Below are 12374 nucleotides of genomic sequence, written 5' to 3' on the forward strand. Positions count from 1 at the left end.
TCTCGGCAAGCAAACCCAAACAAATCCGAGCAAATCCTGGCCAATCCGAACGAATCCGAACTAACCCGATCAACGACTGCCACGGCTACTCGTCGGCTTTCCCACGAGGTTTGACGACGTACGGGACGAACGCCGTGCCTTCGTTCGTCGTGATCGCGACGATCTTCCTGTTCGGCACGAACACGAACCAATACACGTCGGCGCCGACGTAGACGAGCGCCGTCCTGTCTAGCATCAGTTCATCTGACTCGTCGTCATGCATTTCGACCGCCTTGTCATGATCCAGCCACACAGCTGTGACATACGCTTCTGCGTCGTTTCGTTCAAGGGTCGTTGCGTCGATCAACAGGTGCATCGAGCCTCGGTGCACAGTCTGATTAGCGACAAGGTATCCCGGCCGGTCTACCCCTTTCGTGACACTCTTGTCCCGACCTACGGACGACCATCCGCTTCTCGACCGATACCAGACCGCTCCGTACTGGTCGAAGAACGGTTGACCTTCGGCGCCGGCGACCGCTACCAGTGATCCGTCGCGGAAGAGCACAACCCCGTTTGTAAGTGCGTGCAATGTTGAGTCGTAGTTGTTTACGCCAAAGCTTTCGTTACTCTCATCTTCGACCACGGCATCGATTGAGACTCTTGCATGAACCACCGGCTCCGTGTCTGTACCTGTAACCGGCACGACCGCAGACTCGCACACTTTCTTGCCACTGCAGACGAGTATCAACGACTCGTTGTCCGGGCTAAAAAGAGCTGGCCACCAGCCAGTGGTCAGATCAGGGAAGCTCCCGACGAGCGATCCGGTGTCGACGTCCCTCACTTCGAAGGAATCCTCAGCCTCCGAGAGTCCTGCCATCAACTCCCCGTCAGTGGAGTAGGTAATTGCCAAGAAACCACTCTCGAAGCGGTGGGGCTCGACTGTGATCCAGCTATGTTCGAGCGTTATCGTGCGATCCGAAGTTCTACACCCGCACAGGGCCATGAGTACGAAAAGTCCGACAATCGGAAATTGCTTCATTCTCTTTCACCTCCTTGCTTGAGTGTAGCCACATTCCGACTTGGTTCAATATCAGGAGCGCGGCTCGCGAGGTCGTGGATGCTGCAGCGTTCGCAAAACGTGATCGAGTCTGCGGTAGTGCACGAACCAATTCCCTCCCCCCTGGGGGAGGGTTAGGGAGAGGGTGCGCTTGCCTACGGAGCCCGCTTTTGCGCTAACCTAAGTCCAGTATGGAGTTCCCTCGTCCAACCGTTGAGCAGACGACAAATGCACGTAGGCTCCGCAAAGACATGTCTGAGTCTCAGAAACGGCTTTGGTATGAAGTGCGTGCAGGCCGTATCGGCTTCAAGATAAAGAGAGAGGTTCCGTTGGGCGTGTTCACGTTGGACTTCTACTGTCACGAAGCTCTGCTGTGCATCGAAGTCGACGGCGAGCAGCACGACCCTGACAAAGATCGCGAACGAGACGCAGCTCTTCGAGATTTAGGCGTCGAAACGGTTCGGTTCTCTTCAATCGAGTGCTTCGAAGAGCCAGAAAGTGTCGCCAAACACGTGCTTGAGATTTGCATCCAAAGGTCAGGGCGCGACCCGTTTCGTGAGCAGGACGCACCCTCTCCCTAACCCTCTCCCAAGGGAGAGGGGATTGGCTTCCTCCCCCTTGGGGGAGGCTAGGAGAGGGTTCGAACAATCCAAATCATTTCCGAATCAAACAATCATGCCGCAGGACACACCCTCTCCCTAACCCTCTCCCAAGGGAGAGGGGATTCGGTCCCTCCCCCTTGGGGGAGGTTAGGAGAGGGTTAGAGCAGAGAAAGTCCTTTCCCTTTAGTCGCCGTGGATGTTGAAACGATCGTAGAGTGCGACTTATCCGCTATCTACGTAGCCAACGTTGCCCGGGAGCGGTATTGTGCTCTCCCACGGACTCTCTTGCACGTTGGCTTTCAGGAAGAGGTTCAAACCGTTCAAACGAACTTCTCTGATCGCACTAGTCAGCGATATCGGCTCCACGTACCTGTAGCTCAGCTCCCATTGCTCATCCTTCAGCAAATACAGAGAGACAAAGTAAATGCATAGTCCGGAGCCGACATTGGTAAGCATGACTGCGGCATCTGAGTCGTCTATCACGATTCCGTCAAGTCTTACGAAGTCGTCCGTTAAACCGCTCGTATATTCGATCGGCAAAGTGCGTTCAAGCGGCCTGTCCGTCCCCATGAGCGGCAGATCTGTCGTGAAGTTCGGCCACTCGTCCCAAACTTGCGCCGCCCTTGCTTGCCGATCGAATTCAGCAGGCAAATCAGTGTTCCTAGCTTGACTCTCAATTTGCTTTTCAACTGCTGGCGCGGTTTTGGTGTCAGTGCGCGATTCAGGTCGGGTGCATGCGCAAGAGATTGCGGCGATCTGTACCAGTAAGAGCAAGTTCCTGATGTTCATCTCGTAGTGGATCCGTCCTCCACCGGTGACCACTGATTCATACGTTGCAGGGCTATGAATGGTTCCAAACGGGCAGTCCGGACGCGCTCCGAAGCACTACGAGACATCGTGGATCGAGAACCACTCACGGAGCCCAAACGTCTCGCATGTAGAGCGCCGCTCGGTTCCCTCCTCCGTGGGAGAGGGGATTGGCTTCCTCCCTCTTGGGGGAGGCTAGGAGAGGGTTCGAACAATCCAAATCATTTCCGAATCAAACAATCATGCCGCAGGACACACCCTCTCCCTAACCCTCTCCCAAGGGAGAGGGGACAGAATGCGCATCTTCTTGGGCACCGTGGATGCTGAAGCGTTCGCAGAGCGTGATCACTTTCTGCTTGACCGCCGCGATTTTGTCCTCGTCCTCGTGGTGCCGCAAGACTTCGGCGATGTGCGACGCGATCTCTTTCATCTCGGGCTCTTGCATTCCACGAGTCGTGACTGCCGGAGTGCCGAGTCGGACGCCGGAAGTCACGAACGGCTTCTCTGGATCGTTTGGAATCGTGTTCTTGTTGGTCGTGATGTTGGCCTTGTCGAGAGCCTCTTCCGCAACCTTGCCCGTGATCCCAAACGGACGAACGTCGACGAGCATCAGGTGCGAGTCCGTCCCCCCGCTGACGATGCGGAAGCCCTCTTCGCCCAACGCGGCCGCGAGGGACTGCGCATTCGTCTTGACCTGCGCGGCGTACTCCTTCCAATTCGGCTGTAGGCACAGGCCGAACGCCACGGCCTTCGCTGCGATCACGTGCATCAGCGGCCCGCCTTGCAGACCTGGAAACACGGACATCCGGATCGCTTTGCTGTACTCCTTGTCGTCCCACAGGATGATCCCGCCGCGCGGCCCGCGCAGAGACTTGTGAGTCGTCGAGGTGATGATGTGCGCGACGCCTGCGGGGTTCGGGTATACGCCGCCCGCGATCAAACCCGCATAGTGCGCGATGTCGCTCATGTGGATCGCGCCGACCTCCTCAGCGACCTTCGTGAAGAACGCGAAGTCGATCGCGCGAGAATAAGCCGACGCGCCGCTAACGATTATCTGGGGCTTCGCCGCAAGCGCAACCGCACGAACGTCGTCGTAGTCGATCGTCTCGTCGTCCTTCAGACCGTACGACGCGATGTTGTACATCTGCCCGCTGAAAGCGACCGGCGAACCGTGCGTCAGGTGCCCGCCGTCGGTCAGCGCCAGCCCCATCAGCGTATCGCCGGGCTTCATGAACGCGTGGTAGACGGCCATGTTCGCCTGCGCGCCGCTGTGCGGCTGGACGTTGGCGTACTTGCTTCCAAAAATCTCCTTGACACGCGAAATCGCCAGCCGCTCGGCCTCGTCGACGTGCTCGCACCCGCCGTAGTACCGCTTGCCGGGCACACCCTCGGCGTACTTGTCCGTCATAACGCATGCGGTGGCCTCTCGCACCGCAGTGCTGGCGATGTTCTCGCTGGCGATCAGCTCGAGGTTCTGCTCCTGGCGCTGCTCTTCCCTGCCGATGATCTCGAAGACCTCGGGATCGACTTCGGAGAGTTGGCGGCGGTGTACAGCCTTGACGGGGTTCGCGGTCCGCATACCCCAATTTTAGCCCCTAGCTGTCGGCCCAGTTGGCCGCCCCGACCCCTTCGGCGGCTCCGACGGCCCGCATGATCTTATCTCGCTCCCCCTTGACCTCGAGTTGGGCGTGCAGCTTCGGCTCCGTCGATACGATTCTGACGCCCTCGACGGAGATCCCAGACTCCTGCATCAGCTGGAACAGCGCCGTGAGCCTCGAGTGGTCATCGAGCTCGACCAGCAAGGTCGTTGGCTCTGCAAACGGCACGAGCTTCGCTTCGAGCTTCGAGACCCAAGCAAGCGTGACCATCGTGAGAAAGGTACCGACGATCGCCACCGCATAGAACTCCCCGCCCGTCGCGACCGCCATCCCGATCGCAGCCGTCGCCCACAGGCTCGCGGCGCTCGTCAGCCCCTTGACCTCCCATCGGTGCCGCATGATCGTCCCTGCGCCGAGGAAGCCGACGCCCGTCACGATCTGCGCAGCGATTCGGCTGTCGTCGCCCCCGCCGAACGCGCGGCTGACCTCGCTATAGAGAACGACGCCGATGATCAGAAGCATGTGCGTGCGGATGCCCGCCGGCCGCCCGCTCTTCTCGCGCTCATAGCCGATGAGCGCGCCCAAGAGCGCCGCCAGCCCCATTCGAATCAGCACGTCAACAGCGCCAGCCCAGGATTCCCCGGACACGAGTTCCTGCCAAAGATCCATCGTTACTTGAAGTAGAGACGGACGATCCCCGCTCATCGAAGCGCCAACAATATTACCGGCACGACAAGGACGCTCGCGAAAAACTGTTCGCACAACTCTAAAATTGTTTGATAGAATAGAGCTATGGGCCGCGCGTGGCAATGTCCCAAATGCTCTGGAACGAAGATTCGGACTGAGAAGCTGACGTTCAACAACGACCTCTGGTCGATCTGTCCTCGAACCGAGCTGTCGATCATGTACCTCTTCTGTTGCACGCGGTGCCACTACGGCGAGTTGATCCATCCAGGTCGCCTCACCCCGCCTCGCTTTTGCGTCGCGAACGTGAATTGAGGCTAGCGGGCATCAGCCGCAGTGCGCCGTCTTTTGGCACAACAACCTAGTAATTAAGCTGGGATTGGCGCGATCAAACCGACGCGAACGTGGAATACACAAGGTGGAGACCGATTCATGCTGGGAATGATCGCTTACCTGATCGCGTGTGCTGTTGCCGCGGTTATCCTGACCGTGATAATGGCTATGATCCGGCCTATCAAGCGCATGGATGACTTCCTCTCCTGGCGCGTAGCGTTTTGGATGTTCCTCCTTACGGTCTTCAGCCCGTACGCCTATATCGAGTTCATGACATATCAGTTCGGCAAGGGCATGTCAGCCGTCGTCCTCGAAGTCATGCAGGACACATCCGACTCGGACGAAGTCCGCTATTTTAAGGTCTTGAAATACTCCGACGACACCGCGCGGGTTATCGCCGTTGGTGAGGAGCCGACTGGTTGGGGAGGGACGGAGCGACCGCTGATTGCAATGACGCTACACCGCGAAGACGGAGTGTGGGTTGCGGACGAGTACAACTTCGTGGTCTCCGACAAGCGCGGGTTCGACAGCTCGACCTTGCCGCCATACTGGTAGCCAAGTCGGCTAAAATAACCGCATGACCCTCAGGGCCGTGCTGCACGCACACATCCCCACTCTTACTATGCGTAGCACGTTGCGTGACGCGATCGACAAGATGACTTTGTACCAGTTCGCTACGCTCGTGATCGTGGATGAGAATCATGCCCCGGTCGCCGTCATCACCGAGGGCGACGTCGCTCGGGCCGTGCACCAACGCGGAAACCTGACGAGCCTGGCCTCTGACACGGCGCTTCACTTCGGCAGCCAGTCCCCTCAGATCGTCGGACCGGACATGGAGATCAGCGACGCTCTGCACCTCATGCTGAACAGTGGGCTGACGGTTCTGCCAGTCGTGGAGAACGGCGGGCTGATCGGCGTTGCCTTGCGGACGGATCTGATGCATGCGATACTGCTCGACGCTCCCGTGAAGCAAATCTAATCGTTCCGCCAGGGCTCGACCTTGCAAAACCTGCCAATATATCGGCAGAGAGATGATCGGCAAGCCGTTCCCAGAATTCAGGTTAGAGGACCAAAACGGAAAAACCTGGACGCGCCAGGACTTGCTTGGGAAACAGACCGTCCTGTTTTGCTATCCGAAGGACGGTACGCCTGGGTGAACCGTCGAGGCTCGCGAGTTTCGCGACGCACACTCCCGGTTCGGCGAAGTCCAGCTCGTCGGCCTTAGCCCGGACACCGTCAAGTCACATCAGAAATTCAGCGCCAAGAACGACCTGAAGATGCCGCTGCTCGCAGATGAACAGAAGGGCTTGCTGACGGCGCTCGGAGTATGGGTAGAAAAGTCGCTGTACGGCCGAAAGTACATGGGCGTCGATCGCAGCACGTTCGTCGTAGACTCCGATGGAGTCGTCGTTCACGCGTGGTCGAAAGTGAAGCCGAAAGACCATGCGGCTCAGGTTCTAGCGTGGCTGGAAGCGAACAGCCGGTAAAATCGTACTCGGAATGGCTGGAAAGCGCACTGCGCCCTCGATCCTAGCGATGAAGGCCAAAGGCGAGCTGATCGTCTCGGTCACGGCGTACGACGTGACGAGCGGTGCGATCGCGGATGCGTCCGGAGTCGACCTGATTCTGGTTGGCGACTCGCTCGGAAACGTCGTGCTAGGCTACGACTCGACTGTCGGCGTCACGATGGCCGACATGGTCCATCACGTCCGTGCGGCCAGAGCGGGCGTTAAGGACGCCCTCTTCATAGCCGACCTACCGTTCGGAAGCTATCAAGAGTCTCCGCCGCAGGCAGTACGTTCCGCCGTCGAACTCATGAGAGCTGGCGCTGAGGGCGTGAAGCTTGAAGGCGCGTACGTCGAGCAGGTCGCGGCGATCACCAAAGCTGGCATCCCCGTGATGGGGCACGTCGGCCTCACGCCGCAATCGGTGCACGCTTTTGGCGGACACAAGGTGCAGGGCAAGGGCGAGGACGGCGAGAGAATCCGAGGCGAGGCGTGCGCTATTCAGGATGCCGGTGCGTTCTCCATCGTGCTCGAACTCATGCCAGCAAAGCTCGCCGGCAGAATCACGGCGGACCTCGACATCCCGACTATCGGGATTGGCGCCGGACCGCACTGCGACGGCCAGATCCAAGTTTTTCACGACATCATGGGCCTGAGCGAGCGCACTTTCAAACACGCAAAGGATTTCGCGCAAGCACGCAAGGCGATGGCCGAGGGGATGACTCAGTACTCCGAAGAAGTGCGAACCGGAGTCTTCCCTTCGCAGGAAAACAGCTTTTGAGGGTTCTCAGCTCTATCGCTGAACTTCGATCATTTCGTGATGGGCTCGACGACGTCGGTCTGGTCCCGACTATGGGGGCGTTTCACGACGGGCACGTGCGCCTGATGAGCGAGTCCGCCAAAGAGTGCAAGACGACGATCGTTTCGTTGTTCGTCAATCCGATGCAGTTCAACTCGCCGGCAGACTTCAATACTTATCCGCGAGACTTGGATACAGATATGGCCGTTGCTGAGCGAGCCGGCGTCGATGCAGTCTTCGTGCCTGCCGAGTCCGAAATGGTCACAAAGGGCGTGTACGACAGACTGCCTGCAAGGATCGCCGACCAGTGGGAGGGCGAGCACCGACCAGGGCACTTTGCTGGCGTAGCGACGATCGTATTGAGACTGTTCACGTTGGTCAGTCCGCAGAGAGCGTATTTTGGCGAGAAAGACTTGCAGCAGTGCGCTGTTATCCGCTGCCTAATCCGCGAGGAAAAGCTAGACGTGGAACTCCGAACGATCGAGACCGTCCGTGAGCCGTCTGGCCTGGCGATGTCTAGTCGGAACGAGCTATTGAGCGAAAATGATCGCGAGAAGGCTGGACGCATATATCACACCCTGCAAAGCCTGGCGGGCGTGATTCAGGCAAGCCTTGAGCCAGTTTCACCGCTTTGCACTGCGGCGCGAGAGGAGCTTGAAAGGCCAGGTTTTCACGTTCAGTACTTGGCTTATGTTGACCCGGAGAGCATGCGCGAACGCACAGATCCGGAAGCCGGCGGCCGGTTGATTATAGCCGCGATCCTGTCCCGCGTCCGACTGATCGACAACGTTGCTGTCTAGCCATTAGGCCAATTTGACCTGCTAAGGCTTGACTTCATACTCTTATAATAACATATAATATCGATTCACTGTTTGCAAAGCCGGGAGGTGTTTATGGCTGCAAATAGTCTTCCCGGAGATACAAATGGCAAGAAGTTTAGAAAAAATCAAGTTCGGCCTAAAGCTTAGAACCACCAAGAAGGACAACGTACTGACGCTGCGCATGGGGACTCGAAAGATGGTGATACCCGTCGAGGCGAGACTGATCTCCTCCGACGAATACGTATTCCTGCACATCCCACCGACTGCAGAGCTAATGAAGATTTCAAAGTCAGGATTGGAAGTCATCACGAAAGGACCAGATGCTGAGGTCGCTGTCAAGACGTTCCGGCGTCGACGCCGAGCGCGAAACGTCAAGCCCGTCCAGATGCCCTCAGCGTTGGCAGACGCGTTGAGGAAGATGCCTGGCGGCTATAAGCTCGGATACGGCGAAGATGGCAAGCCCAGATTGGTCAAAAGGCGAAAGCGCCGAGCCACCAAGAAGGTCGCCGTCGCCAAGACGACGAGGCGCAAAGCGACGACCAGGAAGAAGCGAAAGACCACGAGACGAAGGAAGTAAGAAGCAACCTTTCTGCGTCTGATCAATTCGGGGCCTTTGAGAATCTCTCAGAGGCCCCTCAGCGTCGGAGCTATATGGGATAGAATCCAACCGTTCTGGCCGCCTTAGCTCAGGGGTAGAGCAGCTGTTTTGTAAACAGCAGGTCACCCGTTCGAATCGGGTAGGCGGCTCCAGAATCAGGTTTAAATCCGGTCTAACACCCCTTACATTGAGCCCTGTCTGCGCCAATTCAGATCACAGCCGAACTGCGCCCGGATTCCCGTAATGGTACGCTAGGCCAGTTCGCTTCCGGCCGGTGCGCAGGTCTGTGGATAAAGCGGCACGCGGTTGCAACAATGACCGACTCGACTCACAGCGACGAATCGAGACCCAGCCTCTGGTCGCGGGCCGCAGCGGCCGCCGCCAAAACTCCGGAAACGCGCAACCGCTACGTCGACTTCCTGCGGGCGCTCTCCATCATGGCCGTGATCTCCGGCCACTGGCTGGTTACCGCCGCGTTTCTCAGCAGCGATAAACTGGACGTCGGCAATCTGCTGGCGTACCAGGATTGGACAAAGTGGCTTACTTGGCTGTTCCAAGTCATGCCGATCTTCTTCCTCGTCGGCGGCTACGCGAACGGCGTGTCGTGGAACGCGGCGATGCGAGACGGGCGGAGCTACAAGGAGTGGCTGAAAGCGCGGCTTGAACGCCTCATCGGACCCGTCCTGCCGCTGCTCGCCGTGTGGGCCGTGATCGGCGTCGTCGTTCACCTGATCAGGGCGGATTCCGTGACTGTCCTAGTCATGGATCCAAACGGAATTACCGTCGCGAAACCGGCTTTTGAAGCGTTCTCCATGTTGGCCATCGTCCCGGCCTGGTTCCTCGCGGTCTACGTCGTCGTCGTCGTTCTCGCGCCGGTGACGTACGGAGCGTGGAAACGGTTCGGATTCGGCTCCTTCTGGGCGCTGGTCGCCCTAGCGGCGGTGGACGACGTGTTGTTCTTCCGCACCGGTATCGATGCCATCGGGTATTTCAACTTCGTGTTCATCTGGTTCGCAGTCCACCAGCTCGGCTACGCGTGGCGCGACGGACGGCTCGAAGGGCTCAAGAAGACGCTAGTTTGGGGGATCGGTGGTTTGGCGCTCTTGATCGTGCTGGTCACGATCGAATGGCTGCCGTATCCCGTCAACATGGCGGGCAACACCGGCGAGGGAGTGAGCAACTCGTTCCCGCCGAAGCTCCCAATGCTGGCGCTCGGTCTCGCGCAGTGCGGGATGCTGCTCTCCATCGAGGGACCGATGCGACGCTGGCTCACAAGGGCAAGGCCGTGGACCGCGACGCTGCTCGTCAACGGGATGATCATGACGATCTACCTCTGGCACTTCAGCGCGGCGATGTTGGTCATTAGTCTGGCGTGGAAGTTCTGGCCTGCGGGACTAGCAGCGTTTCCCGGGAGCGGGCCGTGGTGGGCCGCCCGGCCACTTTGGCTCATCGTTTACCTTGTTGCGCTCGTGGTTTTGTCGCTGGCGTTTGGGCGGTTCGAGCGCGGCCGCGCAGGTGCTGAACCCGCAGCTGCGTGGCGACAGATCGTCGGCGCCTCGATGATGTGCGTCGGCCTCGCGCTCCTGGCGAAAGACGGGATCGTGTTCGAGGGATGGCTCAAGCTTCAGACTTGGGTGTTTCTCTTGCCGATCCTGGGCGCAGCCGTAGCAGGCGTCCTGCCGTTCGGCACATCGGCGCGACGAGCGGCAAAGTAGCGCAACCAGCTTCCACACCTCTCCCCATGAGACCGTTCTACTAAGGCGTCTTCAGTGGAGAGTCCGCAGCGAACAGATGTTAGGCGAGGGGTTCAAGCTCTCGAGTGCGGTGTAGCAGAAGCGCCACCCTCCATGGACCGCAGGCCATTCCCTCTCCCCATGAGGGATAGGGTGAGGGGTTCAAGCGACAAAGTCCTTTCCGCTTAGTCTTCTTCCAACGAAAGAATGCGGAAAATTTGAAGGGACTTTTTCTGTTTGGACCCCCTCCCTAACCTTTGCGCGGCAAGACTCTCCACCGGAGAGGTCTTGGCGGCAAATCCCGAGGCACCGTGGGAGGGGAGTACCTTGCGGCGGGCGGCACGGGTAAGTCGCTGCAAAGCCCGCGCCGTCAGAAGGATTTCTCGTCACCAGTCTTCAGCTGCGCCTAACGCCAGTCATTGCAGTGAAGCTCACAAGCACGCCGGGCGCGCCTCCGTCCCTGGCCCAGAGCGAGATGGAAACAGGACCGGCAAAGGCGCCGACGTAGTAGTTGACGTCGTGCCCTGTTTGTTGGAACCCGAGGAACACCAAGTCTTCCAAAGTGAGCCGCACTCCACTGACTAAATGTAGGTGGCTCTCATTCGGCCGGTCGACGAAACCAGCGTAAGCGTTCAATCGCGATGAGCCGAGCGCAAACCGCTTGCCCGTCGTTACGAACGGCGCAACTTTGTCGTCGAACGAGTCTTGGAACGCGAATCCAAGGTTCAGGTACGGCGACGCGTCACTCTCGGGAACCAGGTCGTAGTTGCCCAGCAGACGGACGTAGCCTGTACGCCAGATGTAAGCGGCCCCGACCTGCAGCCTCCGCATCGCGGGCGGCTTGTACCAAACAAACGTCTGGGTCGAGTCGTCACCGACGGCTGGCACGGTGAAGGTGGATACGGTGAACTCGGGCGCACGGCCCGAGGGTGCGGCGGACGCAGAGCCCGCCGAACCAGCGGCTCATATCGGTCACCCACTCTGCGCCAGCAGGAGGCCAGGCACAAGGAAAAGGCCAAGCGCGAATATATTTCTCATGCGGATCTCCGCAGCGCCTCGATGGCTTCCTCGCTTGTAGGTCTGCCGCAGAAGACGATCTTGCCGTCTCGAACGATCGTCGGAGCGGACTTGACGCCCAGTGCCCTCGCTTCGTCGGAGTCGACGGGCTTGACCTCGACCGAGCACCCGCAGGGTGCGACCGCATCGCGGACAATTCTTGCCGCCTCTTCGCACAGGCCGCAAGTGGCGGAGTAGATAGTGATCTTGCTGTTTGTCATTTGTTCTTCCATGAAGTCTTCTTGTGATCGGCCGGTTATTATTGGGCATGGCCCGGACTCTGAGCGCTGACCGCGCGCACACGCATCGAGTCGCTCTGTGAGGAGCCGCTCGATCTCGGTCATTCGCGCGATGGCCTCTTTGATGCTCCTCACGCGCGCTTTCGCGAAGAGTGAGATGGTTTCGCACCGATCCGGCTCCTCCGCGACGTTGAGCATCCGACGAATCTCCACGAGCGAGAATCCGAGCCGCTTTGCGGCGAGCACAGTCTCCACACGCTCGATCGAGCCGTCGTCGTACTCCCGATACCCGGCTTCCGTCCGCCGTGTGGCAGGCAAGAGTCCACGGCTCTCGTAGTACCGAAGGGTCGAGCTACTTAGCCCAGTTCGCTCCGCCAGTTCACCGATCTTCATTTTTCTGACTTCATTGTAGAATATGAAGCTTCAACCTAGGTTGAATGTCAAGGGTCCCAGTGAACTCGTGAAATCGACGTGCGGCCGGATTGACCTGCGGGACCACACCGGTTCCGTCGTCCTCGACGTCCCTAAGCTCCCTTGCGGCGGGTCTGCATGTCGAAGGGTCG

15 protein-coding genes, 1 tRNA gene and 1 pseudogene are annotated in these 12374 nt (G+C 58.9%); 11 read left to right on the forward strand and 6 right to left on the reverse strand.

Annotation, left to right across the window (positions count from 1 at the left end):
- Window positions 1-85: 85 nt before the first annotated feature.
- Entirely contained in the window at window positions 86-1018 is a 933-nt protein-coding gene (locus IH944_01945) for a hypothetical protein (GenBank protein MCH7903311.1), read from the reverse strand.
- Between the two features lie 269 nt (window positions 1019-1287).
- Between IH944_01945 and IH944_01950 the strand changes: the two genes are divergently transcribed.
- Complete coding sequence (locus tag IH944_01950; protein MCH7903312.1) at window positions 1288-1617, forward strand: DUF559 domain-containing protein; 330 nt, start codon at window positions 1288-1290, stop codon at window positions 1615-1617.
- Between the two features lie 243 nt (window positions 1618-1860).
- Here IH944_01950 and IH944_01955 read toward each other — a convergent pair whose 3' ends face one another.
- From IH944_01955 to IH944_01965, 3 genes are all read right to left on the reverse strand, one after another.
- Window positions 1861-2289, reverse strand: coding sequence for a hypothetical protein (locus IH944_01955; GenBank protein ID MCH7903313.1), 429 nt, complete (start codon window positions 2287-2289; stop codon window positions 1861-1863).
- A gap of 421 nt (window positions 2290-2710) precedes the next feature.
- Entirely contained in the window at window positions 2711-4024 is a 1314-nt protein-coding gene (locus IH944_01960; protein ID MCH7903314.1) for a serine hydroxymethyltransferase, read from the reverse strand.
- Window positions 4025-4040: 16 nt separating this feature from the next.
- On the reverse strand, window positions 4041-4712 hold the full coding sequence (locus tag IH944_01965; GenBank protein MCH7903315.1) for an MgtC/SapB family protein: 672 nt from the start codon (window positions 4710-4712) through the stop codon (window positions 4041-4043).
- A gap of 123 nt (window positions 4713-4835) precedes the next feature.
- On the opposite strand from IH944_01965, the gene IH944_01970 reads away from it, so the two are divergent.
- From IH944_01970 to IH944_02015, 10 genes and pseudogenes are all read left to right on the forward strand, one after another.
- Entirely contained in the window at window positions 4836-5042 is a 207-nt protein-coding gene (locus tag IH944_01970; protein ID MCH7903316.1) for a hypothetical protein, read from the forward strand.
- Window positions 5043-5159: 117 nt separating this feature from the next.
- Entirely contained in the window at window positions 5160-5615 is a 456-nt protein-coding gene (locus tag IH944_01975; protein ID MCH7903317.1) for a hypothetical protein, read from the forward strand.
- A 22-nt stretch (window positions 5616-5637) separates the two neighbouring features.
- The gene (locus tag IH944_01980) at window positions 5638-6039 is read left to right on the forward strand and encodes a CBS domain-containing protein (protein ID MCH7903318.1); all 402 of its coding nucleotides are present in this window, start codon (window positions 5638-5640) and stop codon (window positions 6037-6039) included.
- A gap of 52 nt (window positions 6040-6091) precedes the next feature.
- On the forward strand, window positions 6092-6217 hold the full coding sequence (locus IH944_01985) for a redoxin domain-containing protein (protein MCH7903319.1): 126 nt from the start codon (window positions 6092-6094) through the stop codon (window positions 6215-6217).
- A gap of 6 nt (window positions 6218-6223) precedes the next feature.
- Window positions 6224-6547, forward strand: a pseudogene (locus tag IH944_01990) (peroxiredoxin).
- A 13-nt stretch (window positions 6548-6560) separates the two neighbouring features.
- On the forward strand, window positions 6561-7346 hold the full coding sequence (panB, locus tag IH944_01995; protein ID MCH7903320.1) for a 3-methyl-2-oxobutanoate hydroxymethyltransferase: 786 nt from the start codon (window positions 6561-6563) through the stop codon (window positions 7344-7346).
- A complete protein-coding gene (locus IH944_02000; GenBank protein ID MCH7903321.1) occupies window positions 7343-8164 on the forward strand; it encodes a pantoate--beta-alanine ligase in 822 nt (273 codons plus the stop codon). Before panB ends, IH944_02000 begins: the two co-directional genes overlap by 4 nt.
- Window positions 8165-8288: 124 nt before the next feature.
- Entirely contained in the window at window positions 8289-8762 is a 474-nt protein-coding gene (locus IH944_02005) for a hypothetical protein (protein ID MCH7903322.1), read from the forward strand.
- Window positions 8763-8860: 98 nt separating this feature from the next.
- Window positions 8861-8935: transfer RNA gene (locus IH944_02010), tRNA-Thr, on the forward strand.
- A gap of 162 nt (window positions 8936-9097) precedes the next feature.
- A complete protein-coding gene (locus tag IH944_02015) occupies window positions 9098-10498 on the forward strand; it encodes an acyltransferase (GenBank protein ID MCH7903323.1) in 1401 nt (466 codons plus the stop codon).
- Between the two features lie 414 nt (window positions 10499-10912).
- Here IH944_02015 and IH944_02020 read toward each other — a convergent pair whose 3' ends face one another.
- Window positions 10913-11404: a hypothetical protein gene (locus tag IH944_02020; protein ID MCH7903324.1), complete on the reverse strand. Its 492-nt coding sequence runs from the start codon at window positions 11402-11404 to the stop codon at window positions 10913-10915.
- A 146-nt stretch (window positions 11405-11550) separates the two neighbouring features.
- Window positions 11551-12204 (reverse strand): MerR family transcriptional regulator, encoded by a 654-nt coding sequence (locus IH944_02025; GenBank protein ID MCH7903325.1) that lies wholly within the window; start codon window positions 12202-12204, stop codon window positions 11551-11553.
- Window positions 12205-12374 lie beyond the last annotated feature (170 nt).

It is taken from the genome of Armatimonadota bacterium (assembly GCA_022563855.1).
Taxonomy (GTDB): domain Bacteria; phylum Armatimonadota; class Fimbriimonadia; order Fimbriimonadales; family Fimbriimonadaceae; genus JADFMN01.

Bases quoted from the DNA above. Each gene is read 5' to 3' on its own strand.
- IH944_01945 (MCH7903311.1), bottom strand. From the start codon at position 1,018: ATGAAGCAATTTCCGATTGTCGGACTTTTCGTACTCATGGCCCTGTGC.
- IH944_01950 (MCH7903312.1), top strand. From the start codon at position 1,288: ATGTCTGAGTCTCAGAAACGGCTTTGGTATGAAGTGCGTGCAGGCCGT.
- IH944_01960 (MCH7903314.1), bottom strand. From the start codon at position 4,024: ATGCGGACCGCGAACCCCGTCAAGGCTGTACACCGCCGCCAACTCTCC.
- IH944_01965 (MCH7903315.1), bottom strand. From the start codon at position 4,712: ATGGATCTTTGGCAGGAACTCGTGTCCGGGGAATCCTGGGCTGGCGCT.
- IH944_01970 (MCH7903316.1), top strand. From the start codon at position 4,836: ATGGGCCGCGCGTGGCAATGTCCCAAATGCTCTGGAACGAAGATTCGG.
- IH944_01975 (MCH7903317.1), top strand. From the start codon at position 5,160: ATGCTGGGAATGATCGCTTACCTGATCGCGTGTGCTGTTGCCGCGGTT.
- IH944_01980 (MCH7903318.1), top strand. From the start codon at position 5,638: ATGACCCTCAGGGCCGTGCTGCACGCACACATCCCCACTCTTACTATG.
- IH944_01985 (MCH7903319.1), top strand. From the start codon at position 6,092: ATGATCGGCAAGCCGTTCCCAGAATTCAGGTTAGAGGACCAAAACGGA.
- panB (MCH7903320.1), top strand. From the start codon at position 6,561: ATGGCTGGAAAGCGCACTGCGCCCTCGATCCTAGCGATGAAGGCCAAA.
- IH944_02005 (MCH7903322.1), top strand. From the start codon at position 8,289: ATGGCAAGAAGTTTAGAAAAAATCAAGTTCGGCCTAAAGCTTAGAACC.
- IH944_02015 (MCH7903323.1), top strand. From the start codon at position 9,098: ATGACCGACTCGACTCACAGCGACGAATCGAGACCCAGCCTCTGGTCG.
- IH944_02025 (MCH7903325.1), bottom strand. From the start codon at position 12,204: ATGAAGATCGGTGAACTGGCGGAGCGAACTGGGCTAAGTAGCTCGACC.